Source organism: Microbacterium sp. 4NA327F11 (assembly GCF_005503465.1).
Taxonomy (GTDB): Bacteria; Actinomycetota; Actinomycetes; order Actinomycetales; family Microbacteriaceae; genus Microbacterium; species Microbacterium ginsengisoli.
In genome coordinates, this window is record NZ_SCOB01000001.1 from 254443 (window position 1) to 280808 (window position 26366).

The following is a 26366-nucleotide window of genomic DNA, read 5'->3' on the forward strand; positions in this document are numbered from 1 at the left end:
GATGTGAGCGACGAACCACGCGTGCTCGACGGGCGCTACCGCCTCGACGAGCTCATCGGACGCGGCGGCATGGCGAGCGTCTACCGCGGCTACGACGTGACCCTCGGACGCGAGGTGGCCATCAAGCTCCTCGCCCGCGAACTGGCGTCTGACGACGGCTTCCGCACGAGGTTCCGTCTCGAAGCACAGTCGGCGTCGAGGATGTCCCATCCGACGATCGTGCGTGTGTACGACGCGGGGGAGACGACGACGACCTTTCCCGACGGCACCGTGGTGCCGGAGCCGTACATCGTCATGGAGCTCGTTCGCGGCACGCTCGTGAAGGACCTCATCGGCGACGAGCCGCTCTCCGTCGAAGACGCCGTGCGCATCACCGACGGCATCCTCGAGGCTCTGCAGTACTCCCATCGCGCCGGCGTCATCCACCGGGACATCAAGCCGGGCAACGTCATGGTGACGCCGACCGGTCAGGTGAAGGTGATGGACTTCGGCATCGCCCGCGCCGTCTCCGACGGGTCCTCGACGGTGGCCGAGACGACGCAGATCCTCGGCACGGCCTCGTACTTCTCGCCCGAGCAGGCCAAGGGCGAGACGGTCGACGCCCGCGCAGATCTCTACTCGGCGGGCGTCGTGCTGTTCGAACTGCTCACCGGGCATCCGCCGTTCCGGGGCGACACTCCGGTCGCCGTCGCGTACCAGCACGTGAGCGAGGCACCCGCCGCGCCGAGCGATGAGCGCGATGACGTGCCGCCCATCATCGACGCCGTCGTCTCCCGGGCTCTCGCGAAGGATCCCTTCGACAGATTCCCGGATGCCGCGGCCTTCCGCGGCGCGCTCGCCTCCGCGCTCCGGGGGGTCGCGTCCGACGAACCGCCCGCTCCGACGCCCACCGAGGTCTCCGACGTGCTGTTCGCGCCGAGCACCCGCGAGGCGACGGCCACGGCGCAGTCGCTGCGGCGCCTGTCGACGACCCGCGCGACGACGAGGACCTCGCCCGCACCGACCACCCTCTGGATCTGGATCGGAACCGCGATCGCGGCGGTCGTGCTGATCGCCGTGCTCGCCTGGGTGATCGCGGCCCGAGCCGGCGCCGGCGCCGAAGCCCCGCCCCACACGGTGCCCGACGTCGCGCAGGTGGCCTTCACGAAGGCGAGCGGCACGCTCAGCGAAGCGGGCTTCACCGTGCAGCAGCGCGCCGAAGCGAGCACGACGGTCGCGTCCGGCAATGTCATCCGCACCGATCCCGCCGCGGGCACCGTGAGCGCGCAGGGGGCGACCGTCGTGGTCTACGTGTCGACGGGTGTGCCCATGGTTCCCGTGCCGACGCTGCAGGGCCTTTCCCAGGATGCCGCCACCTCCGCACTCACGAACGCCGGCCTCGCTCTCGGCGCGGTCACCCAGCAGGACGATCCCTCGGCGAAGTCCGGGACGGTGCTGTCCGCGAGCAGCGCGGCGGGCACCAACGTCCCGGCCGGCACGTCGATCGCACTCGTGGTGGCGACCGGAAAAGTCGCTCTCCCCGACCTGACCGGCTTCACGGTCTCCGCCGCGGAGTCCCAGTTGCAGAAGCTCGGCTTGACCCCTGCGCAGACCAACGATGGGTCCTGCACGGCGAGCAAGCCGCCCACGGTGAAGGTGATGTCGGTCGCGCCCGGCGAGGTGCCGATTCAGTCGACAGTCACGCTCACGGTCTGCGCCGGCTGAGCCAACGCACCCCGGTGCGGGGAGAGGGAGGATCCGCGCGCCGCGGCATCCGGAATCCCCACGGATTCGAGCCAGGTGCCCAGCAGCAGATATCCGCCCTCGGTGAGCACGCTCTCGGGATGGAACTGCACACCGTCGACCCGCGCAGTGCGATGCGTGATCGCCATGACAGTTCCGCTCGACGTGCGCGCGGTGACACGCAGCTCGTCGGGGAGCGCCTCCTCGACGACAGCCAGCGAGTGGTAGCGTCCGACGATCGCGGGACGAGGCATCCGCGCCAGCACGCCGCTCGCGTCATGCTCGACGCGCGACGTCATCCCGTGCCGCAGTTCCGGCGCCTCCTCGACGCGCCCGCCGAGGGCCACGGCGATCACCTGATGGCCGAAGCAGACACCGAGAAGAGGGATGTCCCGGCTCATCGCCAGCGGAACGGCCGCGAGCGAGGCCCGAGCGTCCTCGGGCCGGCCGGGGCCCGGCGAGATCACGACCGCGTCGGCGCGCTGCACGAGCGCCTCGACATCGGCCGTCGCGAGATGGGTCGCGTCGCTCACGTCGACCTGCGCCCCGAGCTCGCGCAGATACCCGACGAGGGTGTGGACGAAACTGTCGCGGTTATCGAGGACGACGACGCGTGCGGTCATCCCACCGTGACGTCTTGATTGCTGGTGATCGAGGCGATGAAGGGGAACGCCCAGAACACGAGGCCGTAGAGCACGGCCGCCGCGAGCACGACGAGGATGATGACCCGAACCCACCAGGGGCCGGGCAGGATGCGCCAGAGAGCTCCGTACATCAGGGGGACACCTCCGTGAGGGACGCCGGCGGTCCTGCCGAGCGCGGGGTGAAGGACTCGAACACGCTGTAGGCGACGATGCGCTCGTCCGCCGAGTACATGGGGCTGCAGCTGGTCATCGTCATGTACCGGCCGGAGGCGGGGACATCCGGCACCTGCGGCACCGGGAGCAGCACGTCGACGGCGGTCGGCTTCACGTATTCGAGCGTCCGGAATCGGTAGGTGTACCAGCCGTCGGGGGTCTCGACGACGATCGCGTCACCGACGTGGAGATCGGCGATGCGGTGGAAGGGGGCGCCGAACGTCGTGCGGTGCGCCGCGAGGGCGAAGTTCCCTTCCTGCCCCGGCATCTGCGTCCCCGGGTAGTGCCCGATGCCGATCGGGTCGAGTGTTCCCTGCCGTGTCACTCCGCCGGCGATCGCCACGTTGTAGTCCGAGCCGAAGCGGGGGATGTGCATGGTGGCGAAGATCTGCGCGTTCGCGGGCTGCGGAAGATCGGGCGGCGCCGCGGTCACGGGCTCGCCGCTGGTCGTGGGAGACGGCGAGGGTTCGGTTGTCGCCTCGGTCTGCCACTGCTGCGAGAGGGAGTTTCCGACCGAGTTCTGCTGGGCCCCGATGATGGAGTCGCCCCACCACATCTGCCAGGACACGTAGAGGAGCGCCAGCACTCCGGCCGTGATGAGGATCTCCCCGATGACACCGATCACGCTCACGCGGTGGCGGCGGGGAGCCTGCGGTGAGGCCGACGTCTCCGAGGACGACGCGACGGCGCGACGATGGCGACGCAGCGGCGGTTCGGGTTCGGTCACACTCGGATTGTACGTTCCGCGGAGCCGAAGCATCCCCCCGATAGACTGTGCCGCATGGCATCCAAGCGCACGGACGACCAGCGACCCGCAGCCACCTCGGGTGAGCCCGCCCCGAACCCCGCGTGGTTCAAGCCGATCATGATCGGTCTCATGCTCCTCGGCCTCGCCTGGGTGCTCGTGTTCTACCTCAGCGGTTCGCAGTTCCCGATCCCGAACCTCGGCGCGTGGAACCTCGTCATCGGCTTCGGCATCGCCTTCGTCGGGTTCCTCATGACGACCCGCTGGCGCTGAGCCGCGGCATCCGAATTACACCGCTGTCATTCATCCCCACCTGTGGATGACGCTGTGGAAAACTCCGGCGATCAGCCGTAGATCGCGAGCGGGATCAGCATCAGCGCGAACAGCGCAACCGTGACCACGGTCAGCAGCACGATCTGACGCACCCGCTGGTCCCGACGACGCGTCCGCGCGAACACGAGGCCGACGACGGCGCCCGCGACGAGTCCGCCGAGGTGCGTCTGCCACGAGATTCCGAACCCGGGCACGAACCCGATCACCAGGTTCACCGCGAGCACGACGAGGATCCCCGTGATCTGGGCACCGAGGTGGCGGGCGATGATGACCAGCGCGCCGAAGAGCCCGAAGATCGCACCCGATGCCCCGAGCACGGGAGTCGGGAAGGCGAGCAGGGTCACTGCCACCCAGCCGCCGAGCGCACTGATCAGGTAGAGCGCGAGGAAGCGGCCCCTCCCGAGCAACGGCTCCATGATGCGACCGATCATCCAGAGCGAGAGCATGTTGAGCCCGATGTGCAGGATGCTGCTGTGCACCAGTGCGCCGGTCACCAGTCGCCAGGGTTCGAACGTGCCCAGAAGCGACGGGTAGAGCGCGGGCGCGTAGAAGACGAACCACTGCGTCGAGGCCGGGATGATCTGCTGGATCACATAGAAGACGGCCGTGATGGCGATGATCGCGTAGGTCACCACCGGCTGTCCGCGCAGCGCAACGGAGGTCGACCCTCCCGCCCGGCCCCAGCGGCGCTGCGCTCGGGCCTGGGCGGGAGTCTGGTCACGGCGCTGCTGCGCGATGCACTCGGGACAGATGACGCCGACGGCCGCCTGGGTCTGGCATTCGGGGCAAATCGTGCGCAGGCACCGCTGGCAGAGCACGAAGCTCTGCCGGTCGGGATGCCGGTAGCAGAAGTTCTCGCGATTGCGCGCGAAGTCGGCGCTGGTCACCGCTGTGGTCAGGCCGCGACGATGTCGATCGACTCGATGACCACCGGCTCGACCGGACGGTCGCCCGCAGCGGTCGGCACCGCGGCGATGGCATCGACCACGGCGCGCGAGGCGTCGTCGGCGACCTCGCCAAAGATCGAGTGCTTGCCCTGCAGCCACGGCGTCGGGTCGGTCGTGATGAAGAACTGCGAGCCGTTCGTTCCCTCGGCCTTGCCCGTGACGGCGTTCCGGCGGAGTCCGGCGTTCGCCATCGCGAGGAGGTACGGCTTCTGGAAGGTCAGCTCGGGGTGGATCTCGTCGTCGAACTGGTAGCCGGGCCCGCCGATGCCCTGTCCGAGCGGATCACCGCCCTGGATCATGAAGCCGGGGATGATGCGGTGGAAGATGACGTCCTTGTACAGGGCGCCCTCTCCCGGCTGACCCGTCGCCGGGTTGGTCCAGGCCTGCGAGCCGTCCGAGAGGCCGGTGAAGTTCTGCACCGTGCGCGGGGCGTGGTCCCCGAAGAGGTTGACGACGATGTCGCCGTGGTTCGTGTGGATGGTGGCGACTGCCGTGTGAAGAGCCATGCGTACATTCTCACAGAGTTCCCTGCAACCCCGCCCGGCCGCGGCGCCCGATTCTGGCAATATGGGCGGTACCCATCCCATCGAAAAGGGGGTCCGCTCGTGAGTCTCACCCGCAAGCGCAAGAAGGAGCTGCGCAAGCTCCAGAACCAGGTGAACAAGCTGTGGGAAGCCCAGCAGGTCGTGCTCGGCGAGGCTGCCGGCGCCGCCCGCGAGGCCGGCCGGCAGCTCGGCAACTACAACCGTGAGCACGTGGTTCCGGCCGTGCAGCAGGGGTACGAGACCTATGCGGCTCCCTACGTCGACCGTGGGGTGAAGGCGTCCAAGCGCGTGCTGAGTGACGCCGTCGTGCCGGCGGCCGGTGCTCTCGTCGGTGGTGCTCTGTCGGTATGGGATGCCGCGAACGACACACGTGGCCGCATCGCCGCGGGCCGTGGCCTCGAGCTTCCCGATGCGGCGCTGTTCCAGAAGCGCGCCGCCGGCTACAGCAAGAAGGCGACGAAGAAGCTGTCCGCCAAGCTCGCGGCGCTCGAGCCGCAGCGCAAGGGCATCGGCGCGGGCGGGGTGATCGCCATCATCCTCGGTGCGGCCGCTGCCATCGGTGTGCTCTACGCCGCGTGGCAGACCCTGCGCGCCGACGACGAGCTGTGGGTCGCGGACGACCCGCTGCGCGCGCCCGACGCCTGAGTCGCGAACATCGAGGGGGCGGGAGGATGTCGACATCCTCCCGCCCCCTTCGCGCGCGTGGTGGTCAGTCGATGAGGCCGGCGAAGCGTAGCGAGATGTCGACCAGGCTCACCCGGCGCAGGGCAGCGACCTCGGTGAGCGAGAACCACCGCGCCTCGTCCGTCGAGCCGTCGGCCTCGTTGCGTAGCGCGCCTCCCACGGTCTCCGCGCGGTAGATGATCCTCAGCGCGTGAAGGGGTGACGCCGCTCCCGGGAACCGCTTTCCCGCCGGGATCACCTGCGAATCGATGCCGAGCAGCGCGCCGATGCGGGCCTCGTAGCCGGTCTCCTCGTCCACCTCGCGGCGAGCGGCGTCGATCGGGTCCTCTCCGGGGTCGATGCCCCCGCCCGGCATCGTCCATCCGCTCCGGCCGCCTTCGTTCCAGTGGGCGAGGAGCACCCTCCCCTCCGCATCGGTGATGACGGCGTACGCGGCGACCCGGATGTCCATGTCCGAAGCCTACGACCCGTGCTCTCGGGGCGGGCTGGGCGGACGGGCGTAAACTGACCGGCACGCCTGACATCGCCACCTTCCTCACCACTTGGCGCGCCGATCCCCTCACGATCGTCGTGCTGCTCGTCGCGGGCGCAAGCTATCTCTGGGGCGTGAGAGCCGCAGGCCGCCGCGGGGTGGAGTGGCCGCTGACGCGCACGCTGCTGTTCTTCGGTCTGGGCCTCGGCTCGTACGCGGTCGTGGAGCTCGGATTCCTCGGCGTCTATTCCGGCGAGCTTCGCTGGGCATTCACGACCCGCATCGCACTGCTGATCTTCGTGGTTCCGGCCGGAGTGGTGGTGGGCCGCCCTCTCGAGCTCGCCGAGGCGGCGACCGGCCCGACCGGCGCGGCGCGCATCGCTCGACTCCTCGCCTCGCGGCTCGTGCGCCTGTTCGGAAATGCGATGTTCGCGACCGTCTTCGTCGCCGCGATCTTCTGCGTCTTCCTCACGCCTCTCGCCGGTGCCCTGCGCTCGAACCCGCTGACCGATGCCCTCCTGGGGGTGATCGTCCCGATTGTCGGGGTGGTTCTGGTCCTGCCGATGGCTGCGCTCTCCGCGGTGCACACCGGTCTGTTCATCACCATCGAGTTCCTGCTGGCCTTCGTCGAGCTGCTCATCGACTCGGTGCCCGGCATCCTGCTGCGACTCAACGACTCGGTGGTGGATGCCGCGGCCACCACGACCTCCTCGCTCGGGTGGTGGCCGAACCCCTTGCACGACCAGCACCTCGCAGGTGACATGCTGTGGTTCATCGCCGAGGTCGCAGACGTGCCGGTGCTCGTCATCCTGCTCCTGCGATGGATGCGCAGCGATCGACGCGAGGCCACCCAGTACGACGAGCTCGACGACGACGAGTACGAGCGTCTGACCCAGGAGCACCTGCGCGGGGGCCGCGCCGAGAGCGCCTGACCCGGCGTTCATCGGGTTGTGGAAAACCCCCTCGCGCGTCGGCGACGCGTGGCTAGCGTGGCGCTGTGTTGCCCGATGCGGAGGAGACGATCGCGCAGGTCGAGGCGGATGCCCGCCTGACCCAGGAGCGCGCTGACAAGATGCCGGCCTTCCAGGCCGCGATGGCGGAGGTGCGCGGCAGCGCGTACTCGGCCGCCAAGGACGTGTTCGTCGAGGTGGATGCCACCGGTCGGGTGACCGGCCTCCGCCTCGGCGATCAGGCCGTTGCGCGCGGTGCGCGACGGCTCACCCAGGAGATCCTCGCGGTGATCGCGGTCGCCCAGGACGACGTGCAGGAGAAGGCGCTGCGGCGCGTGTCCCGGTTGCTCGGTGACGACGACCCGATCGTCAGCGAGCTTCGCGCCGCGGCATCCGCGCCCCCCGTGGAGAGGACGACGTGATGGGCGACGAGATCGCGCTCGACTTCGACAGGCTGAGGCATCACGCCGCGCTCGTCGAATCCCTCGCCGACGACGTGACCCGGGCGATCGGCGCACTGCGCGGGGGCGATCTCGCCTCGGACGCGTTCGGCATCCTGTGCGCGTTCCTCGTGCCGCCCTCGCTCGCGATGACCGCAGCGGCCACCGGCCTGTTCGGTACGAACGAGTCATTGCTGCTGCGCACGGCAGGACAGCTGCGGGGCACGGCTCAGCAGTGGGAGCAGCTCGAGGCCGACATCGTCACGACACTGCATGATCTCGAGAGGGCGATGGACTGATGACCCCTTCTGCACAGACGCTCGCCGCCCCCTACGCGGGCACTCGCCTTCTCGAGGACGGCCGGGCGTTGTCGACCGCGATCCAGAATGGCAACTGGCTCGATGGCGGCATCGCGTTCTTCGACACCCTCAGCAGCGCTGCAGCCGCCACGGCCGATCCGATCGGAACGATCGCGAGCGCCGGACTCGGGTGGGTCATCAACCTTCTCGGCCCGCTCAAGTCCTGGCTGGAACAGCTCGCCGGGAGCGAGGCGAGTGTCAGCGGCGTCGCGTCCCAGTGGACGAGCGCGGGTGCGTCGATGCGCAGCGCCGGGTCGACACTCGCCGCGCGGACCAGCGATCTCGAGGGGCTGTCGGGAGCGACGGTGATCGCGTATCTGCGGTTCGCGCAAGAGACGTCGCGTCAGTTGACCGCTTCCGGCGATTGGGCGGATTCGGTCTCGAGCGGACTGACGACGGCCTCAGGTCTTGTGGCGCGCATGCAGAGCGTCGTGAAGTCGGCGATCTCGAAGGTGCTCGCCACGGCGATCGAAGCCATGGCGGTGGTGGCGGCATCCTTCGGACTCGGAATGGGCTACGCGATCGCCCGGGTCGTCACGCGCGTCAACGAGATGGTCAACAAGGTCGCGAAGCCCATCGTGCAGGTGCTGCGGTCGGTGAAGTCGCTCGTCGGCTTCGTGCAGCAGATGCGGTCCCTGTTCGACAGCACGTCGTCGCTCATCGCGACGCTGGCCGGCAACTCGCCCGCAGCGACGGTCGTGACCGCCGGCGGGACGGTGGATGCCGCGGCCGCGACGCAGCTCGGATCCACGGGCTATGACCGACTCACCCTCGCGGGCGGCGCGGCAGACCTCGACCGCACGCGCATCGACGCCGGGATGACCGGCATCGGCGCCCCGGGCTCGGCGACGGGGGTCGCCGCACTCACCGTCGACGGCTCGATGGGTGGAGGGGTATCCGGAGGAGCGGGCTTCTCGATCGCATCGGCCGGTGCGCCGACGAGCACGGGCATCTCCGCCGCGGGCCTCGTGGGATCGACCTCGGCGGGAACGGATCCCGCCGGAACCGTCGCCGGCACGACGGCCGCCGGTGCGGCGGCCGCGCGGATGATGCATCCCGGCGTCGCCGGAGCGGGTCCGATGTCCGATCAGAGATCGGCCGCCCCCCAACGCGGGGGAAAGCGACGGGGCGTACGTATCGTCTCGGACGACGACGACTGAGTTCGCATTGGAACGTCGAACGGCCGGTCCTTCGGGACCGGCCGTCGTTGTGTTGTGGAGCCTAGGAGATTCGAACTCCTGACATCCTGCTTGCAAAGCAGGCGCTCTACCAGCTGAGCTAAGGCCCCGGAGGGAGAAGAGTGGGGCTACCAGGACTTGAACCTGGGACCTCTTCATTATCAGTGAAGCGCTCTAACCGCCTGAGCTATAGCCCCGTGCGACGGCTCGGCCGTCAACCTCCAAGACTTTACCCGACGCCTCCTCATTTCACGAATTCGACGTCGCCGATGCTCACGGCGCAGGCAAGCCATGCCTTCGTTGCCGAGGCCCGATCCGGGTCGATTTACTGGACGCATGACCCAGGAATCCACGGAGCACGCCGAGCCGCACAACGGTGGTGTGAGCCAGCGTCTCAACTGGCTGCGCGCCGGTGTGCTCGGCGCGAACGACGGCATCGTGTCGGTCGCGTCCCTCGTCGTCGGTGTCGCCGGTGCGACGACCGACGTGCCCGCTCTGCTGACGGCCGGCATCGCCGGCCTCGTCGGTGGCGCCGTGTCGATGGCCCTCGGGGAGTACGTGTCGGTGAGCAGTCAGCGCGACAGCGAGCGGGCGCTCATCGAGAAGGAGAAGCGCGAGCTGCTCGAGATGCCCGAGGAGGAGCTCGAGGAGCTCACCCAGCTCTATCAGCAGCGCGGGATCTCGCGGGAGACCGCGGAGAAGGTGGCGGCCGAGCTCACCGCTCACGATGCCCTCGCGGCGCACCTCGAGGTCGAGCTCGGCATCGACCAGGATGACCTGGTCAGCCCGTGGCAGGCCGCGTTCTCCTCGGCGATCGCGTTCACGGCCGGCGCGATCCTTCCGCTTCTGGCGATCCTCCTGCCGCCCCCGGGCCTGCGTGTGCCGATCACGTTCGTCGTGGTGATCATCGCGCTGGCGCTGACCGGAACGATCTCTGCGAAGCTCGGCGGCAGCGGTCGCCGCAAGGCGGCGCTGCGCCTGGTGATCGGTGGCGCGCTCGCACTCGTGGTCACCTACCTGATCGGTCACCTGCTCGGCACCGCCGGCATCGTCTGAGACGGTATGACGAAGGGCCCTGCCACGTGGCAGGGCCCTTCGTCATACCGTCGGTCAGTTCGAGGTGAACCCGACCAGCAGTCCGCCGGTCACCTTGACGGCGAAGTTGTAGATTCCCGCGACGACGGCGCCGAGCACCGTCACCACGATGAGGTTGATGATGGCGACGACCGCGGCGAAGGCGAGCACCTGCGGCAGGCCGATCGTGTGGCTGAGGATGAATGTGCCGCCCGAGATCGACGACGTGAACTCGTCGGCCTTCGAGAGAACACCGGTCGCCGCGACGGCGGCGTAAACCACGACATAGGCGACGACCGTCACGATCGCGAGCGCCACCGCGGCGAGGAAGGAGAGCTTCACAGCCGTCCAGAAGTCGACGTAGACCAGACGCAGCCGCACCTGCTTGGTGCTGGCGCCCTTCGAGCTGCTGGACTTCTTCGCGAGCTTGTCCGCTACGGTGCTCATGCCTCAGTGTTCTCCTCAGTACCTGCGTCGACGCCGTCGGACTCGGCCGGGGCATCGGATGTCTCGGCGAGACCTCGCTCGCCGTTGCGGGCGATCGCGAGGATGCGATCGTCGTCGTCGGGCCGGGCGAACACGACTCCCATCGTGTCGCGTCCCTTCGCCGGGACCTCGGCCACGGCCGAGCGTACCACTTTGCCACTTGCGAGAACCACGAGAACCTCGTCGTCCTCGCCCACGATGAGGCCGCCGGCGAGGTCGCCTCGGTCGTCGTGGAGCTTGGCCACCTTGATGCCGAGTCCACCGCGGCTCTGCACCCGGTACTGATCCACGTCGGTGCGCTTCGCGTAGCCGCCTTCGGTCACGACGAACACGAATCCTTCGTCGTGGACGACCGACGCCGACAGCAGGCTGTCATCCCCGCGGAAGGCCATGCCCTTCACACCTTCGGTGGAGCGACCCATCGGACGCAGTGCGTCGTCGGTCGCGGTGAAGCGCAGAGACATGCCGTGCCGCGAGATCAGCAGCACATCGTCGGACTCGTCGACGAGCAGCGCGCTCGTCACCTCGTCGCCCTCGCGCAGCTTGATCGCGATGACGCCGCCCTGGCGGTTGGTGTCGTACTCACCGAGTCGCGTCTTCTTCACGAGGCCCGACCGCGTGGCCAGCACGAGATAGGGCGAGGTCGCGTAGTCGCGGATGTCGAGGATCTGCGCCACCTGCTCGTCCGGCTGCAGGGCGAGCAGGTTCGCGACGTGCTGACCCTTCGCATCGCGTCCGGCCTCGGGCACTTCATAGCCCTTGGCCCGGTACACCCGGCCCTTGGTGGTGAAGAACAGCAGCCAGTGGTGCGTGGTCGTCACGAAGAAGTGCTCGACGACGTCGTCCGCGCGCAGCTGCGCGCCCTTCACACCCTTGCCGCCGCGGTGCTGCGAGCGGTAGTTGTCGCTGCGGGTGCGCTTGATGTATCCGTCACGGGTGATCGTGACGACCATCTCCTCCTCGGGGATGAGGTCCTCGATGGACATGTCGCCGTCGAAGCCGAACAGGATCTCGGTGCGACGCTCGTCGCCGAACTTCTCGACGATCTCACTCAGCTCGTCGCGCACGATCGTGCGCTGGCGCTCGGGGCTCGCGAGGATGCCCTTGTAGTCGGTGATCTGCTCCTCGAGGGCGGATGCCTCATCCATGATCTTCTGACGCTCGAGCGCCGCCAGGCGCCGCAGCTGCATCGTGAGGATCGCGTCGGCCTGCACGTCGTCGATGTCGAGGAGCGTCTTCAGTCCTTCACGCGCGTCGTCGACGGTGGTCGACCGGCGGATGAGCGCGATGACCTCGTCGAGCGCGTCGAGCGCCTTGAGGTAGCCGCGCAGGATGTGCATGCGCTCCTCCGCCTTGCGCAGGCGGAACTGGGTGCGACGCACGATCACGTCGAGCTGGTGGTCGATCCAGTGGCTGACGAAGCCGTCGATCGACAGGGTGCGCGGTACGCCGTCGACGATCGCGAGCATGTTGGCGCCGAAGTTGTCCTGCAGCTGCGTGTGCTTGTACAGGTTGTTGAGCACGACCTTCGCGACGGCGTCGCGCTTGAGCACGATGACCAGGCGCTGACCCGTGCGCTCGCTCGACTCGTCGCGGATGTCGGCGATGCCGGCGATCTTGCCGTCACGGGCGAGGTCGCGGATCTTGATCGCGACGTTGTCGGGGTTGACCTGGTACGGCAGCTCGGTGACGACCAGGCACGTGCGGCCCTGGATCTCCTCGACGTTGACGACGGCGCGCATCGTGATCGAGCCACGACCCGTGCGGTAGGCCTCGATGATGCCGCGGGTGCCGAGGATCTGCGCCGACGTGGGGAAGTCCGGCCCCTTGATGCGGGCGATCAGGGCGTCCTGCAGCTCGTGAGCGGATGCCTCGGGGTGCTCGAGCGCCCACAGCACACCGTCAGCCACCTCGCGCAGGTTGTGCGGCGGGATGTTCGTGGCCATGCCCACTGCGATGCCGACGGAGCCGTTGACGAGCAGATTCGGGAACCGGGCCGTGAGGACCTTCGGCTCCTGCGTCTGACCGTCGTAGTTGTCCTGGAAGTCGACGGTCTCCTCTTCGATGTCGCGCACCATCTCGAGGGCGAGCGGAGCCATCTTGGTCTCGGTGTAGCGAGGGGCGGCCGCCTCGAGGTTCCCGGCGGAGCCGAAGTTGCCCTGACCGAGCGCGAGCGGGTAGCGCAGCGACCACGGCTGCACGAGTCGCACGAGGGCGTCATAGATGGGGGCATCGCCGTGCGGGTGGTACTGGCCCATCACCTCGCCGACCACGCGGGCGCACTTGGAGTACGACTTGTCGGGGCGGAAGCCACCGTCGTACATGCCGTAGATCACGCGTCGGTGCACGGGCTTGAGGCCGTCGCGCACGTCGGGAAGCGCGCGCCCGACGATGACGCTCATCGCATAGTCGAGGTAGCTGCGCTGCATCTCCGACTGCAGGTCGACCTGGTCGATCCTGCCGTGGTTGTGCTCGGATGCCTCGTCGGGCCGGACGTCGTCAGTCATAGTCGTTCAATCTCGTTCGTGTGATCCGGGGCGCGGGGTGGTGGGCCTCAGATATCGAGGAATCGCACGTCCTTGGCGTTGCGCTGGATGAAGGAGCGGCGGGATTCGACGTCCTCTCCCATGAGGGTCGAGAAGATCTCGTCGGCGGCCGCCGCGTCCTCGATGGTCACCTGCAGCAGCGTGCGGGTGACCGGGTCCATCGTCGTCTCCCACAGCTCCTTCGGGTTCATCTCGCCCAGACCCTTGTATCGCTGGATGCCGTTGTCCTTCGGGATGCGCTTTCCGCTCGCGATGCCGTCGGCCAGCAGCGCATCGCGCTCACGGTCGCTGTAGACGTACTGGTGGTCGGAGTTCGACCACTTCAGGCGGTACAGCGGGGGCTGGGCGAGGTAGACGTAACCGGCCTCGATGAGTCCGCGCATGTAGCGGAAGAGCAGAGTGAGCAGCAGCGTCGTGATGTGCTGACCGTCGACGTCGGCATCGGCCATCAGCACGATCTTGTGATAACGGGCCTTCGTGATGTCGAAGTCCTCACCGATGCCCGTGCCGAAGGCCTGGATCATCTCGGTGATCTCCTTGTTGCCGAGCGCACGGTCGAGTCGTGCGCGCTCGACGTTGAGCACCTTGCCGCGCAGCGCCAGGATCGCCTGCGTGTGCGGGTTGCGCCCCTGCACCGCCGAACCGCCGGCGGAGTTTCCCTCGACGAGGAAGATCTCACTGATCGAGGGGTCCTTGCTCGTGCAGTCCTTCAGCTTCTCCGGCATCGACGCGGACTCGAACACGCTCTTGCGCCGGGCCGTCTCGCGGGCCTTGCGCGCGGCGATGCGCGCGGTCGCGGCGTCGATCGCCTTGCGCACGATGTTCTTCGCCTGTGCCGGGTTGCGGTCGAACCAGTCGCCGAGCTGGTCGCCGACGACCTTCTGCACGAACGCCTTGGCCTCTGTGTTGCCGAGCTTCGTCTTGGTCTGTCCCTCGAACTGCGGCTCGGAGAGCTTCACCGAGATGACGGCGGTGAGCCCTTCGCGCACGTCGTCGCCCGAGAGGTTGTCGTCCTTCTCCTTGAGCAGGCCCTGGGCGCGCGCGTACTTGTTGACGAGCGTGGTGAGCGCGGCGCGGAAGCCCTCTTCGTGCGTTCCGCCCTCGTGCGTGTTGATGGTGTTCGCGTAGGTGAACACGTTCTCGGTGTACGAGGTGGTCCACTGCATCGCGATCTCGAGGGCGATCTTCTTCTCGGTGTCCTCCGAGTCGAAGTCGATGATCTCGTCGTTGACCGCTTCGATCTTGCGCACCGAGTTGAGGTACTGCACGTAATCGACGAGTCCGCGCTCGTACAGATAGACGTCGCTGGGCTGACGGATGACCGGGGAGCCGTCGACATCCTCTTCGTACGCCTCGTCGGCACGCTCGTCACGGAGGGCGAGGGTGAGCCCCTTGTTGAGGAAGGCCATCTGCTGGAAGCGCGTGCGCAGCGTGTCGTAGTCGAACACGACCGTCTCGAAGATCTCGGGGTCGGGCCAGAAGGTGATGGTGGTGCCGGTCTCGTCGGTCTCCTCGCCCTTCGCGAGGGGGGCGACCGGGGCGCCGCCGGACGTGTACGACTGCCGCCAGACGTGGCCCTGACGCTTGACCTCGACCTCGAGACGTGTGGAGAGCGCGTTCACCACCGAGGAGCCGACGCCGTGGAGACCACCCGATACGGCGTAGCCGCCGCCGCCGAACTTGCCGCCCGCGTGCAGCACGGTGAGCACGACCTCGACGGTCGACTTCCCCTCGGTCTTGTGGATGTCGACGGGGATGCCGCGCCCGTTGTCGATCACGCGCACCGCACCGTCCGCGAGGATCGTCACGTCGATCGTGTCGCAGTAGCCGGCGAGGGCTTCGTCGACCGAGTTGTCGACGATCTCGTAGACGAGGTGGTGGAGGCCGCGGGGACCGGTCGATCCGATGTACATGCCGGGGCGCTTGCGCACCGCCTCGAGGCCTTCGAGCACCTGAATGGCATCGGCGCCGTACTCACCCGGCGTGGACGCGGGAGCCTTTTTCTCGGAATTCTCGGGTCCGCTGGCAGGGTTTTCAGACGTCATAGGTTTCGAGCGCTCCGGATAGGTCGGCGATACCGGTCCAGTCTACCGCGCCGAGCGGTTTCGCGGGCCCTGTACGCCCGTATGGCGGGATGAAATGATCCGAGCCACCGACGGACGTGCCTCAGCCGTAGGTATCGCGAGGGCCGCGCCCTGGAACCGTTCTGGGGCCCCATTTCCACGAGGGGACGTCGGGTCCGATGAAGCGCACTGCGTCGACGCCCGCGTCCGGGAACCGTCGTGTGATCTCGCTGACGATCTGTGCGCGCATCAGCGTGAGCTGCTTCGCCCACGCGGTCGAGTCGCACTCGACGGTCAATCGGCCGTCGTCGAGCGAGAGTGGTCGTGTGTGCTGCGCGGTCTCGGCGCCGGCGACCTCCCGCCACTGGAGGATGATGTCCTCTCGGGCGAGCGCCCCGGTCCACCCGGCATCGCGCGTCAGCGCGTCGACCACATCGCCGAGGCCCTTCGGGTCGCGACCGGGCGCGAACGGGGCATCCTCGTCGTCGACCACGGGCCGACGGCCGCGCCGTTTCGCTCGCGGCGACGGCTCGAGACCGCGCAGTCGCCGATAGGTCGCGACGGTCTCCGGAACACCCGGTTCATCCATCGCTGACCCCGACGATCTGACCGCTGTCGATGCGCACCGTGCGCCCTCGGAGCGCCGCAGGCACATCGGCCTCCACAGCCGCCGTCACGATCACCTGCTCGAAATCGTGGATGACGCCAGCGAGCCGGGTGCGACGGTCGGCGTCGAGCTCGGCGAACACATCGTCGAGGATGAGCACGGGATCCCCCGTGGAACGCTCTTCCCGCAGGAGCGCGGCGGAGGCGAGACGGAGCGACAGCGCCGCCGACCACGATTCGCCGTGCGACGCGTAGCCCTTCACCGGGAGTCCGCGCACGCTCACCAGCAGATCGTCGCGGTGTGGACCGACGAGAGTCAACCCCCGGTCGAGCTCGATCGAGCGTCGCGCGGTCAGGGCCTGACGGAACGCCGTCGCGGTGTCGGATGCCGCGGCCACCTCCGAGGCCGATTCGTCCTCCTCGGGATCACCTCCGTCGATGGAGCGCACCCAACGGACGCTGGGGTCATGGTCGGCGCCCGCGATCGAGGCGTAGGCGCTCGCCAGCGGACCCGCGATGTCGACGGCCAACCCATGGCGTGCGTCGATGATCTGTGCGCCGAGCTCGATGAGCTTGTCGTCCCACACGTCGAGCGTGGCGAGCCCCGAACCCTGCACCCCGCGCGCCCGCGCCGACTTCAGCAGGGTGTTGCGCTGGCGCAGCACCCGGTCGTAGTCGCCCAGCACGGCAGACATCCGCGGGTGGCGCTGCACGAGCAGCTGATCGGCGAACCGGCGACGCGCGGAAGGGTCGCCACGGACGATCTGCAGGTCCTCCGGAGCGAAGAGCACGACGTGCGCGTAGCGCGGCAGCTCACACGGACGCACCGGCGACCCGCCGACCCGAGCCTTGTTACCGCCCTGACGGTTGATCTGCAGCTCGACGATGAGCCGCCGCTCTCCGTGCCCGATGCGTGCGCGCACGATCGCGGCATCCTGTCCACGACGCACCAGCGGAGCATCGAGCGCCACCCGGTGCGACCCGAGGGTGGCGAGATAGGCGATCGCCTCGGCGAGGTTCGTCTTGCCCTGTCCGTTGCGCCCGACGAAAAGGTTGGGACCGCGCTCGAGCGCGAGCTCCGCGTGCGCGTAGTTGCGGAAGTCGACGAGACTCAGCTGCTCCACGAACACCCGCCCAGCCTACCGACGGGGTGAGACGACGGTCAGGCTCGCGCGGCCCGCAGCCGCGGACCGGGCACCTGGGCGAGCCACTCGGTGATCGTGCGCATGAAGGCCCCGTGGTCGTCGCGGAACACGGTGTGCCCGGTACCCCCGAGGCGGAGCACGATCATGCCCCGTTCCACGAGAGCGGAGCGCGCGCGATCGGTGATCAGCAGGCTCTTCTCTGCGAGCACCACGAGAGTCGGGATGCCGAGGTGCCGCGGCGGTCTCAGCCACGCGGTGCGAACGAAGGCGAGGATCGTGCGACGGTCCCAGCGGGCCACGGTCGACACCTCGATCTCGAGGTCGACCTCGCTCCACTTCGGGTTCATACGCGCGAGCATACGGCGGCTCGGCCGCGGTGCCATCGCAAAGGCAGCTTTGAAGGCTGCCCCCTTGACCCCTCGGGGGAATGCGAAGGCCGGATCCACGTAGATCGCGCTGCGCGCCCCCAGCCGGGTCGCGACCTCACCGGCGACGACGCTGCCGAGGGAGTGCCCCATCACGAGATCGGGGGGCCCGTCCAGGAGCGGTGCGACGGTCTCCACGACATCATCGGTCCAGGATGCCGCCGAGTACCGCGCCGCACGAGGCGAGGAGCCGTGACCGGCCAGATCTACCGCGAGGACGCGGTAGCCCGCGGCATCCAGATCTGCGGCCACCCGGTGCCACGCCTCGGCGCCCGACATGATGCCGTGCACGAGAATCGCCGTGCGGTGCCCTTCACCCTGCGTCACGACGGCCAGCTGCATGCGGCCACCGTAGGCCGACAAGCTGGATGTGGGCCGTCCCCTACCTATGCGGTTCGGGCGGGCGTCAGCGCAGGAGCAGGTTGGGCTGGAGCAGGTAGCGGAAGCTCTCCGCACCGCCCTTGTCGACCGAGGTCTGCGGGGTGATGAGGATCGGGCTCAGCTTGTTCTGGTTCTCGCTCGACGTGAACGTGATGCGGGTGAACTCGCTGCGGACAGCACCGAGCGCTTCGAGCAGGTACTGGGGGTTCAAACCGAGCGTGACATCCTCACCGGTCAGGGTGGCATCGACCGCCTCGGATGCGCGTGCCTGCTCGGTGCCCGAGGCATCCATCGAGACGCCGTCGACCGTGAAGGTGAAGCGCAACGGAGCCGAGCGGTCGAGCACGAGTGCGACGCGGCGGACGGCCTCGGCGAGCTCGGCCGTGTTCACCACCGCGTAGTGATCCGTCTGCTCGGGGAACAGCCGGCGCACCGGCGGGAAGTTGCCCTTGATGAGCAGCGACGTCACCGTCTTGTTGCCCGAGGTGAAGGCGATGATCTCGCGGTCGCCCGACCCGGAGAAGTGCACGGAGATGTCGGACCCGTGCGAGAACGTCTTGCCGACCTCCTGCAGGGTGCGCGCCGGCACGAGCGCGGTCGTCGTCTCGTCGCCGGCGACCGTGCCGCCGTCCCACGGGATCTCCCGCAGCGCGACCCGGTAGCGGTCGGTGGCCACCAGGCTGAGTGCGGTGCCGCTGACCTCGAGCTGCACGCCGGTGAGCACCGGAGTCACGTCGTCGCGCGACGCGGCGAAGCCGACCTGCGAGATCGCCGTGGCGAATTCCTCCGCCTGCACGAGGCCGGATTCGCCGGTGACCTCGGGGATCGCGGGGTACTCCTGCACCGGCATGGACGCGAGGGTGAAACGCGCCGAGCCGCAGGTGAGCACGATGCCGTCGTCGTCGACGGAGATCTGGATCGGAGCGTTGGGCAGCCGACTGGCGATGTCGGAGAGAAGACGCCCGTGCACCAGGATCGTGCCCGGCTCATCGACCGTCGCCTCGATCGTGGTGCGCGCGGAAGCCTCGTAGTCGAAGGCCGACAGCGACAGACCCGCATCGGATGCCTCGATCAGCACGCCCGCGAGGATCGGCTGCGGATTGCGCTGAGGCAGCAGCTTGACCACGAAGGACACGGCTTCGCTGAAAACGTCTCGACTGACGTGGAACCTCACGGGCGCTCCCTTGACCTTGTTGGGCCTTCCCATGCTAGTGGTGCGTCTCGCGCAGGCGAATGACCCGTGTCGCGGGACGTTCTCCCACCCGACCTGTTCGCAAGGGTGATCGAACGGCTGAAAGGAGAGAGGACTTAAGTGATGGTGTTAACGCCTGTGGACAGTGTGGATAACCCCGCGGATCCTTGTCCTGCGTGGGGAACTACACGCGTGGAAGTTGTGAGTGACCGGGGGAGGCCGATGTGGTGCGGCGATGTCAGGATCGACGCGTTCTCATGCGCACCGCGATCGAGCCCACAGGATTGGGGTCGAGATCCACAGTTATCCACAGGTTATGCACACTGGGGAAAGTGCATCTTGGCGTTCCCTGTGTGCCGTGTCAAGGGGGGAAGTGACGCACCGAGATGTGCGATCGGATCAGCGCGCGTTGCGCCCCAGCTGCGACGTGATCTCGGACACCTGGTTGTAGATCGACCGACGCTCCTTCATGAGGTCGCTGATCTTCTTGTAGGCGTACATGACGGTCGTGTGGTCGCGATTGCCGAAGAGCTGGCCGATCTTCGGCAGCGACAGGCTCGTGCGCTCGCGGCACAGGTACATCGCGATCTGCCGTGCGGTCGCGACCGCCTGCGAGCGGCTCGACCCGTAGAGGTCGTCGACCGAGAGCTTGAAGTACTGCGCGGTCGCAGTGATGATGTCGGTCGGCGAGATCACATTCGCGTCGTCCTGGTCGACGATGTCTCTCAGTACCTGCTGTGCGAGCGACATGTCGAGCGAGGACCGATTGAGGCTCGCGAACGCGGAGACCCGGATCAGCGCGCCCTCGAGTTCACGGATGTTGGTGGACACGACTGTCGCGATGTACTCCAGCACCTCGTCGGGGATGTGGAGTCGCTCGTTCTGCGCCTTCTTCCGGAGGATGGCGATGCGGGTTTCGAGATCGGGCGCCTGAACGTCGGTGATCAGACCCCACTCGAAGCGGCTGCGCATGCGGTCCTCGAACCCGGTGAGGTGCTTGGGCGGCACATCGCTCGTGATCACGACCTGCTTGTCGTGGTCGTGCAGCTGATTGAAGGTGTGGAAGAACGCCTCCTGCGTCTCGGCGCGACCCTGGAGGAACTGGATGTCGTCGATCAACAGGATGTCGACATCGCGGTAGCGCGCCTGGAACGCCGAGCCACGGTTGTTGGCGATCGAGTTGATGAAGTCGTTCGTGAACTCTTCGCTGGACACATAGCGCACGCGGATGCCCGAATAGAGGCTCTGCGCGTAGTCGCCGATCGCGTGGAGGAGATGAGTCTTCCCGAGCCCGGAGTCGCCGTAGACGAAGAGCGGGTTGTAGGCCTTCGCCGGCGCCTCGGCGACGGCGACCGCCGCGGCGTGCGCGAAGCGGTTGGACTGCCCGATGACGAATCGGTCGAACGTGTACTTCGGATTCAGTCGGGTGTCGGAGCGCAGCGGGGTGCTCGGCGAGTCGGCGACGTCATCGGCGAGGGGCACGGGCGGAGCGGGCAACGGCGTCGACGACGGCGCCGGAGCGCTCAGGTGCGCGTCACTCAGTTCCGGATTCACGACCACGCGGAACGAGGTCACCTCACCGTCGGGCGACGCGACACTGAGAGCCTCCATGATCGGCGTGCGCAGACGCTTCGTGAACTGCGCCTGCGTGAGTTCGTTCGGCACGTCGAGATAGAGAGTGCCGCCCATCACCCCCTGCGGGATCGCGAGGCTGAGGAAGCCGTGCAGCTGCGGGGTGACCCGGTCGTCGTGCACGAGAGCGTCGAGCACGTCGGCCCAGACGGGCACCTCCGGTTGGTCCTGCACGATGCCGTTCCCCCTTAGACCTGTGGATGAATACCCCGGTTTCGGAGGAGAACCCGCCCGAACCTGTGGATAAGTGCTGGAGACACGCTAGTCAGACGGCGGGGGTGAATCAAACCGTTCGGCGATGGGCGCGTGTCGATCACGGGGTGGTTTGGGGGTGCCGTGATAGTGCGGATGGGTCCTGGGTTTGAGTTCTCGGCTCCGCGGGCATACCCTTAGTCGGTTGACTTATGCCTTCCAGGCAGTTCGTTCCCCGTCGCCGGCCGCCAGCTTCCGGTGACCCCCGATCCGGAGTGATCCCATGAGCAAGCGCACCTTCCAGCCCAACAACCGCCGCCGCGCCAAGAAGCACGGCTTCCGCGCCCGTATGCGCACCCGCGCCGGCCGCGCCATCCTCTCGGCGCGTCGCACCAAGGGTCGCGCCACGCTCTCTGCCTGAGACCGGCGTGCTTTCCCGGCCGAGTCGTCTCACCGATGGTGCCGACTACAAGGCCGTCGTCCGACGGGGAGTCCGCAGCACTTCGCCGCACCTGATCACCTATGTGGTCGCGAGCGAGGGCACGCGGGCACCCCGTTTCGGTTTCATCGTGTCGAAGCAGGTGGGAGGCGCGGTGACCCGCAATCTGGTTCGTCGCCGCTTGAAGGCGATCTGCGCAGAGGCGCGGGGCGACGTCGCGCCGGGACGCGACATCGTCATCCGCGCGTTGCCCGCCGCCGCCGCGGCATCCTTCTCCACTCTTCGCCGAGACGTGCGCACCGCACTGCAGCGGAGGGCGTCATGAGCTCGGCGACGCTGCCGTCTCACTCGCGCGGAACCGACCGGTTCGACACTCGGCTGTGGCTGCGCGCCGTGCCGCTCGTTCCTCGCAACCTGGGTCTCGCGCTGCTGCACGGCTACCGCGCAACCATCTCCCATGTTTACGGCGACGTGTGCAAGTACTATCCGTCGTGTTCCGCGTATGCGGTGGGTGCCGTGCAGCAGCACGGATTGGTCAAGGGTTCTGCCCTCGCGGCCGCCCGCATCGCCCGGTGCCACCCGTGGGCAGCTGGCGGAGTGGACGACCCCCCGACCCATGCGCATTACGCCCACGCTCTGACTCCGCACGGCTTCGTCGTGCCCCTTCGAAAGGACTGATCCGTGCCGGATCTGTTGGGAATCGTCCTCTGGCCGCTCAAATGGGTGGTCGAGCTCGTGCTGGTCGCGTGGCATGCCGTGTTCACGTTCTTCGGGATGGACCCGGCGACCGGTCTGACCTGGGTGCTGTCGATCATGGGCCTCGTGGTCGTCGTGCGCGCCGCACTGATCCCGGTGTTCGTGCGCCAGATCAAGAGCCAGCGCAAGATGATGGAGATCGCGCCCGAGCTGCGCAAGATCCAGGAGAAGTACAAGGGCAAGCGCGACCAGCTCTCCCGTGAGGCGATGAGCCGCGAGACGATGGCGCTCTACAAGAAGCACGGCACCTCCCCGGTGTCCAGCTGCCTGCCGCTGCTGATCCAGATGCCGATCTTCTTCTCGCTGTACAGCGTGCTGAGCGATGTCGCCAAGCATGCGACGGCGGCGGTGCCCACCGGTGGCGTCGGCCCGCTCACGCTCGAGCTGACGCAGGAGTTCTATCAGGCGAAGCTCTTCGGCGTCGCGTCGCTCCACGACACCCTCACCGGAGCGTGGGGTCAGCCGGGCGGCACCGTGACCGTGGTCATCCTCATCGTCCTGGTGGCGGCGATGATCGCGTCGCAGTTCATCACCCAGCTGCAGATCATCTCGCGCAACCTCTCGCCCGAGGCGAAGACCGGCCAGGCGTACCAGATGCAGCGCATCATGCTCTTCATCATCCCGATCGGCATGATCTTCTCGGGCGTGTTCTTCCCGCTCGGTGTCGTCATGTACTGGTTCACGTCGAACCTGTGGACGATGGTGCAGCAGTTCCTCGTGATCCGGAACCTCCCCACCCCCGGATCCGCGGCGGCCAAGGCCCGCGAGGAGCGCCTGGCTCGAAAGGGGAAGGCGGTCGATTCCAGTGGTCGTGTCGTCTCGCTGGAGAAGTACGAGGCGGAGCAGCAGCGGCTGCTCGCCGAAGCCGAGCGCGCGAAGGCTGCAGCTCCCAAGCGCCAGCAGCCCATGGGCAAGCAGCGCGCGAAGAAGCAGGGGGGCTCCCCCGCCGGTCCGAAGCCGGGCGCGTCCTCCGGTGGCGACGCGACGCGTCCCGCCTGACGACCTCCCCGAACTCCCCTATCCGAAGGACTCTCGATGACGACGACCGCGAACTCCGACGACCTCCGCGACGAGGCGACCGTCGAGCAGCTCGAGCAGGAAGGTGACGCTGCTGCGGACTTCCTCGAGGGGCTGCTCGACATCGCCGACATCGACGGCGACCTCACCCTCGATGTGCGAAACGGTCGTGCGTACGTGTCGGTCGAGGCATCGGACGCGTCCCTCGATGCACTCGCCGAGCCGGACACCGTGGCGTCGTTGCAGGAGCTGACCCGACTCGCGGTGCAGAACGCGACGGGTCGCTACTCCCGGCTCATCCTCGACATCGGCGGCTCCCGCGATGCGCGTCGCCGTGAACTCGAGTCCCTGGTCGAACGAGCCGCCGCCCGACTCGCCGACGGCGCGTCGCAGGCATCCCTCCCGGCGATGTCGAGCTACGAGCGCAAACTCGTGCACGACATCGCCGCCGAGCGCGGGCTCACCTCCGAGTCCTACGGCGAGGGCGCCGCGCGTCACACGGTGCTGCGCCGCGCGTGAGTGTTTCACGTGAAACATCGCCACAGGGTGATGTGGAACGCGAGCCCGCGTATGCGACCGAGGTGTTCGGTGACGGGATCGGACGCGCGCGTCGGTTCGCTGGTTCGCTCGCCCGGGAGGGCGAGCTGCGAGGTCTTCTCGGTCCCCTCGAGAATGCGCGCCTCTGGTCGCGGCATCTGCTGAACTGCGCGGCCGCGGCACCCCTGTTCGCGACGGGATCCGAAGTCGGGGACATCGGATCCGGGGCGGGTCTGCCGGGGATCGTCCTCGCGATCGCGCGCCCGGATGTCGCGTGGACTCTCATCGAACCGATGGAACGACGCGTGGCCTGGTTGTCAGAGCAGGTCGCCGACCTCGAACTGGAGCACGTGACCGTGCTCCGCGCGCGCGCCGAGGACGTTCCCCGAGAGTCCTTCGACGCGGTGACCGCGCGTGCGGTGAGCGCACTGAGGGGTCTTGTCCCTCTCGCGGCTCCGCTCGTACGCGACGGTGGAGAGCTGATCTTCCTCAAGGGCGCGTCGGTGGCGGCGGAGATCGACGCGGCCCGCAAGCAGCTCGCTGCTGCTCGCGTGTCGGACCCGCGTGTCGACACGGTCGGCGATGGTGTGCTCGAGGAACCGACGCGCGTCTTCCGGGGAACCGTGCGTCGTGCGCGAGCGTGATGTTTCACGTGAAACATCGCAAGGCCGCCGACGTGCGGTGTCGGCCACGCGGCTACAGTGGACGGAGTGAGTGACGACATGACCGAGACCGAGGTGTTTCACGTGAAACATTCCCCCGCGTCGGATGACTCACCGCTCGACGACACGCCACTTGCTCGCGAACTGGCGGACCTGTCGACCCGCCGACGTGCGCTCGAGCACGCGTCGGTCACGCTTCCGACGGCGACCCGGATCATCACGGTGTCGAACCAGAAAGGGGGGGTCGGCAAGACGACCTCCGCGGTGAATCTGGCTGCGGCGCTCGCACACGTCGGCGCTCGCGTGCTCGTCATCGACCTCGATCCCCAGGGCAACGCCTCGACCGCGCTCGGAATCCCGCACTCGGCGGACACGCCCAGCATCTACGACGTGCTGATCGATGACTTCCCGCTCGCGGACGTGGTCCAGTCGAGTCCCGAATCCGACCTCCTGCATTGCGCGCCGAGCACGATCCACCTCGCCGGCGCAGAGATCGAGCTCGTCTCGCTCGTCGCTCGCGAGCACCGACTGCGTACCGCGCTCGAGACCTACCTCGCTGCCACGACCGATGCTCCTCACTTCGTCATCATCGACTGCCCGCCCTCGCTCGGACTGCTCACGATCAACGCGTTCACCGCGGCATCCGAGGTGCTCATTCCCATCCAGTGCGAGTACTACGCGCTCGAGGGCCTCGGCCAGCTGATGGGCAGTGTCGAGATGATCCAGAAGCACCTCAACCCCCGGCTGCACGTCTCGACGATCCTGCTGACGATGTTCGACGCACGCACCCGTCTGTCGGGAGAGGTCGCCGACGACGTGCGTACCCACTTTGCAGGCGAGACGCTCACGACTGTCATCCCGCGATCGGTGCGGGTGAGTGAGGCACCGAGCTTCGGACAGACCGTCATCGCGTATGACGTGCAGTCGGCCGGCGCGGTGGCCTATCGCGAGGCCGCCGTCGAGATGCTCGCGCGCGGCGTCGAGCGGGAAGGGGGCCGATGATGGCCAAGCGCACCGGACTCGGGCGGGGGATCGGAGCCCTCATCCCGACGAGCGAGCCCAGCGAGGCACGCCCCGTCGATGTCTTCTTCCCCGAGCAGCCCAAGACCTCGACCGCGGATACCCCGCCGGCCTCCGAGCCCGAGCTCATCGCCGTTCCCGGTGCGCGGCTGATCCGCATCGACCCGAACGAGATCCAGCCCAACCCGCGCCAGCCGCGCACCGTTTTCGACCCGCAGGACCTGGCGGAGCTCGTGCACTCGGTGCGGGAGTTCGGCGTGCTGCAGCCCGTCATCGTGCGCGAGGTGGACGGCTCGTACGAGCTCATCATGGGAGAGCGTCGCACTCGTGCCGCCAGAGAGGCGGGCCTGGACTCGATCCCGGCGATCGTGCGCGAGACGGCCGACGAGGATCTGCTGCGCGACGCACTGCTCGAGAACCTGCACCGTTCGCAGCTGAATCCCCTCGAGGAGGCATCGGCCTACCAGCAGCTGCTTGAAGACTTCGGCATCACGCAGGAGCAGCTGTCCCAGCGCATCGGCCGCTCACGGCCGCAGATCTCCAACACGATCCGGCTGCTCCGCCTTCCCGTGCCGGTGCAGCAGCGGGTGGCGGCCGGTGTGCTCAGCGCGGGACACGCGCGGGCGATCCTGTCGCTCGACGACACAGACGCGATGGCGAGGCTCGCCGACAAGATCGTGAACGAGGATCTCTCAGTGCGCGCCGCCGAAGCGGCAGCCAAGAACTCGCCCGCACCTCGACGCCCGGCGCCCAAGGCGGGGGCCCGGCGGGGTCACCTCGATGAGGTCGCGAGTCGACTGGGCGACCGTCTCGACACGCGCGTGAAGATCAGTCTGAGCGCGAGAAAAGGCCAGATCATCATAGATTTCGCCACCATCCAGGACTTGAATCGGATCCTGGCGGAACTGGGCGAGGAGGGGTTTGCGGGCTGAGCCGCGGCATCCGGCCCGACCCTCACCGG

General features: G+C 68.0%; 30 protein-coding genes and 2 tRNA genes. 16 read left to right on the forward strand and 16 right to left on the reverse strand.

What is annotated here, in order from left to right:
- Positions 1-3 precede the first annotated feature (3 nt).
- Positions 4-1704: a Stk1 family PASTA domain-containing Ser/Thr kinase gene (pknB, locus tag FFS51_RS01230; protein WP_137877249.1), complete on the forward strand. Its 1701-nt coding sequence runs from the start codon at positions 4-6 to the stop codon at positions 1702-1704.
- Here the strand turns inward: pknB and FFS51_RS01235 are convergent.
- From FFS51_RS01235 to FFS51_RS01240, 3 genes are read right to left on the reverse strand one after another with little or no spacing between them, the layout of a single operon-like run.
- Positions 1668-2345: an anthranilate synthase component II gene (locus FFS51_RS01235; protein ID WP_137877250.1), complete on the reverse strand. Its 678-nt coding sequence runs from the start codon at positions 2343-2345 to the stop codon at positions 1668-1670. The two genes, pknB and FFS51_RS01235, sit on opposite strands and share 37 nt — an antisense overlap.
- Complete coding sequence (locus FFS51_RS14605; RefSeq protein ID WP_045247923.1) at positions 2342-2497, reverse strand: hypothetical protein; 156 nt, start codon at positions 2495-2497, stop codon at positions 2342-2344. The genes FFS51_RS01235 and FFS51_RS14605 overlap by 4 nt, the downstream gene beginning before the upstream one ends.
- A complete protein-coding gene (locus FFS51_RS01240; protein ID WP_235557456.1) occupies positions 2497-3306 on the reverse strand; it encodes a class E sortase in 810 nt (269 codons plus the stop codon). The genes FFS51_RS14605 and FFS51_RS01240 overlap by 1 nt, the downstream gene beginning before the upstream one ends.
- A gap of 54 nt (positions 3307-3360) precedes the next feature.
- Between FFS51_RS01240 and FFS51_RS01245 the strand changes: the two genes are divergently transcribed.
- A complete protein-coding gene (locus FFS51_RS01245; protein WP_045247922.1) occupies positions 3361-3597 on the forward strand; it encodes a cell division protein CrgA in 237 nt (78 codons plus the stop codon).
- A gap of 71 nt (positions 3598-3668) precedes the next feature.
- On the opposite strand, the gene FFS51_RS01250 is transcribed toward FFS51_RS01245, so the two are convergent.
- Positions 3669-4544: a rhomboid family intramembrane serine protease gene (locus FFS51_RS01250; protein WP_045247921.1), complete on the reverse strand. Its 876-nt coding sequence runs from the start codon at positions 4542-4544 to the stop codon at positions 3669-3671.
- Positions 4545-4552: 8 nt separating this feature from the next.
- Positions 4553-5110 carry a peptidylprolyl isomerase gene (locus tag FFS51_RS01255; protein WP_137877252.1) on the reverse strand — a complete coding sequence of 186 codons (558 nt, stop codon included), beginning with the start codon at positions 5108-5110 and terminating at the stop codon, positions 4553-4555.
- A gap of 99 nt (positions 5111-5209) precedes the next feature.
- Here FFS51_RS01255 and FFS51_RS01260 point away from each other — a divergent pair, with 99 nt between their 5' ends.
- Complete coding sequence (locus tag FFS51_RS01260) at positions 5210-5794, forward strand: hypothetical protein (RefSeq protein WP_045247919.1); 585 nt, start codon at positions 5210-5212, stop codon at positions 5792-5794.
- 64 nt (positions 5795-5858) lie between these two features.
- Here FFS51_RS01260 and FFS51_RS01265 read toward each other — a convergent pair whose 3' ends face one another.
- Positions 5859-6284: an NUDIX hydrolase gene (locus FFS51_RS01265; RefSeq protein WP_045247918.1), complete on the reverse strand. Its 426-nt coding sequence runs from the start codon at positions 6282-6284 to the stop codon at positions 5859-5861.
- Between the two features lie 119 nt (positions 6285-6403).
- Here FFS51_RS01265 and FFS51_RS01270 point away from each other — a divergent pair, with 119 nt between their 5' ends.
- The 4 genes from FFS51_RS01270 to FFS51_RS01285 all read left to right on the forward strand — a co-directional run bounded on the left by FFS51_RS01270 (position 6404) and on the right by FFS51_RS01285 (position 9214).
- Positions 6404-7237: a cytochrome c oxidase assembly protein gene (locus FFS51_RS01270; protein ID WP_048808965.1), complete on the forward strand. Its 834-nt coding sequence runs from the start codon at positions 6404-6406 to the stop codon at positions 7235-7237.
- Positions 7238-7302: 65 nt separating this feature from the next.
- Positions 7303-7677: a YbaB/EbfC family nucleoid-associated protein gene (locus tag FFS51_RS01275; protein ID WP_045247917.1), complete on the forward strand. Its 375-nt coding sequence runs from the start codon at positions 7303-7305 to the stop codon at positions 7675-7677.
- Complete coding sequence (locus FFS51_RS01280) at positions 7677-7994, forward strand: hypothetical protein (RefSeq protein WP_137877253.1); 318 nt, start codon at positions 7677-7679, stop codon at positions 7992-7994. The genes FFS51_RS01275 and FFS51_RS01280 overlap by 1 nt, the downstream gene beginning before the upstream one ends.
- Entirely contained in the window at positions 7994-9214 is a 1221-nt protein-coding gene (locus tag FFS51_RS01285; RefSeq protein WP_137877254.1) for a hypothetical protein, read from the forward strand. The genes FFS51_RS01280 and FFS51_RS01285 overlap by 1 nt, the downstream gene beginning before the upstream one ends.
- A 55-nt stretch (positions 9215-9269) precedes the next feature.
- Here the strand turns inward: FFS51_RS01285 and FFS51_RS01290 are convergent.
- Positions 9270-9342: transfer RNA gene (locus FFS51_RS01290), tRNA-Ala, on the reverse strand.
- Positions 9343-9355: 13 nt separating this feature from the next.
- Positions 9356-9429, reverse strand: a tRNA-Ile gene (locus FFS51_RS01295).
- A 139-nt stretch (positions 9430-9568) separates the two neighbouring features.
- On the opposite strand from FFS51_RS01295, the gene FFS51_RS01300 reads away from it, so the two are divergent.
- Positions 9569-10288, forward strand: coding sequence for a VIT1/CCC1 transporter family protein (locus FFS51_RS01300; RefSeq protein WP_045247914.1), 720 nt, complete (start codon positions 9569-9571; stop codon positions 10286-10288).
- Between the two features lie 54 nt (positions 10289-10342).
- On the opposite strand, the gene FFS51_RS01305 is transcribed toward FFS51_RS01300, so the two are convergent.
- From FFS51_RS01305 to dnaA, 8 genes are all read right to left on the reverse strand, one after another.
- Positions 10343-10753, reverse strand: coding sequence for a DUF3566 domain-containing protein (locus tag FFS51_RS01305; RefSeq protein WP_045247913.1), 411 nt, complete (start codon positions 10751-10753; stop codon positions 10343-10345).
- On the reverse strand, positions 10750-13299 hold the full coding sequence (gyrA, locus tag FFS51_RS01310; RefSeq protein WP_137877255.1) for a DNA gyrase subunit A: 2550 nt from the start codon (positions 13297-13299) through the stop codon (positions 10750-10752). The genes FFS51_RS01305 and gyrA overlap by 4 nt, the downstream gene beginning before the upstream one ends.
- A gap of 47 nt (positions 13300-13346) precedes the next feature.
- Positions 13347-15383 (reverse strand): DNA topoisomerase (ATP-hydrolyzing) subunit B, encoded by a 2037-nt coding sequence (gyrB, locus tag FFS51_RS01315; protein WP_137877256.1) that lies wholly within the window; start codon positions 15381-15383, stop codon positions 13347-13349.
- Positions 15384-15504: 121 nt separating this feature from the next.
- Positions 15505-15990 (reverse strand): DciA family protein, encoded by a 486-nt coding sequence (locus FFS51_RS01320; RefSeq protein WP_045247910.1) that lies wholly within the window; start codon positions 15988-15990, stop codon positions 15505-15507.
- Positions 15983-17137: a DNA replication/repair protein RecF gene (gene recF / locus FFS51_RS01325; protein WP_137877257.1), complete on the reverse strand. Its 1155-nt coding sequence runs from the start codon at positions 17135-17137 to the stop codon at positions 15983-15985. Before recF ends, FFS51_RS01320 begins: the two co-directional genes overlap by 8 nt.
- A 32-nt stretch (positions 17138-17169) precedes the next feature.
- Positions 17170-17919, reverse strand: coding sequence for an alpha/beta fold hydrolase (locus tag FFS51_RS01330; protein ID WP_056206136.1), 750 nt, complete (start codon positions 17917-17919; stop codon positions 17170-17172).
- Positions 17920-17983: 64 nt separating this feature from the next.
- The gene (dnaN, locus tag FFS51_RS01335) at positions 17984-19132 is read right to left on the reverse strand and encodes a DNA polymerase III subunit beta (protein WP_045247908.1); all 1149 of its coding nucleotides are present in this window, start codon (positions 19130-19132) and stop codon (positions 17984-17986) included.
- 417 nt (positions 19133-19549) lie between these two features.
- Positions 19550-20839: a chromosomal replication initiator protein DnaA gene (gene dnaA / locus FFS51_RS01340; protein WP_416361455.1), complete on the reverse strand. Its 1290-nt coding sequence runs from the start codon at positions 20837-20839 to the stop codon at positions 19550-19552.
- 418 nt (positions 20840-21257) lie between these two features.
- On the opposite strand from dnaA, the gene rpmH reads away from it, so the two are divergent.
- The 8 genes from rpmH to FFS51_RS01380 all read left to right on the forward strand — a co-directional run bounded on the left by rpmH (position 21258) and on the right by FFS51_RS01380 (position 26337).
- Entirely contained in the window at positions 21258-21395 is a 138-nt protein-coding gene (gene rpmH / locus FFS51_RS01345; protein WP_045247906.1) for a 50S ribosomal protein L34, read from the forward strand.
- 7 nt (positions 21396-21402) lie between these two features.
- The gene (gene rnpA, locus FFS51_RS01350) at positions 21403-21738 is read left to right on the forward strand and encodes a ribonuclease P protein component (RefSeq protein WP_137877258.1); all 336 of its coding nucleotides are present in this window, start codon (positions 21403-21405) and stop codon (positions 21736-21738) included.
- Positions 21735-22091 (forward strand): membrane protein insertion efficiency factor YidD, encoded by a 357-nt coding sequence (gene yidD, locus FFS51_RS01355; protein WP_045247904.1) that lies wholly within the window; start codon positions 21735-21737, stop codon positions 22089-22091. Before rnpA ends, yidD begins: the two co-directional genes overlap by 4 nt.
- A 3-nt stretch (positions 22092-22094) precedes the next feature.
- Positions 22095-23168 (forward strand): membrane protein insertase YidC, encoded by a 1074-nt coding sequence (gene yidC, locus FFS51_RS01360; RefSeq protein ID WP_045247903.1) that lies wholly within the window; start codon positions 22095-22097, stop codon positions 23166-23168.
- 36 nt (positions 23169-23204) lie between these two features.
- Positions 23205-23705, forward strand: coding sequence for a Jag family protein (locus FFS51_RS01365; protein WP_045247902.1), 501 nt, complete (start codon positions 23205-23207; stop codon positions 23703-23705).
- A gap of 32 nt (positions 23706-23737) precedes the next feature.
- Positions 23738-24367, forward strand: a complete 630-nt coding sequence (gene rsmG / locus FFS51_RS01370) for a 16S rRNA (guanine(527)-N(7))-methyltransferase RsmG (protein ID WP_249352615.1) — start codon at positions 23738-23740, stop codon at positions 24365-24367.
- Positions 24368-24445: 78 nt separating this feature from the next.
- Positions 24446-25387, forward strand: coding sequence for a ParA family protein (locus FFS51_RS01375; protein WP_137877291.1), 942 nt, complete (start codon positions 24446-24448; stop codon positions 25385-25387).
- Positions 25387-26337: a ParB/RepB/Spo0J family partition protein gene (locus FFS51_RS01380; RefSeq protein ID WP_137877260.1), complete on the forward strand. Its 951-nt coding sequence runs from the start codon at positions 25387-25389 to the stop codon at positions 26335-26337. Before FFS51_RS01375 ends, FFS51_RS01380 begins: the two co-directional genes overlap by 1 nt.
- Positions 26338-26366 lie beyond the last annotated feature (29 nt).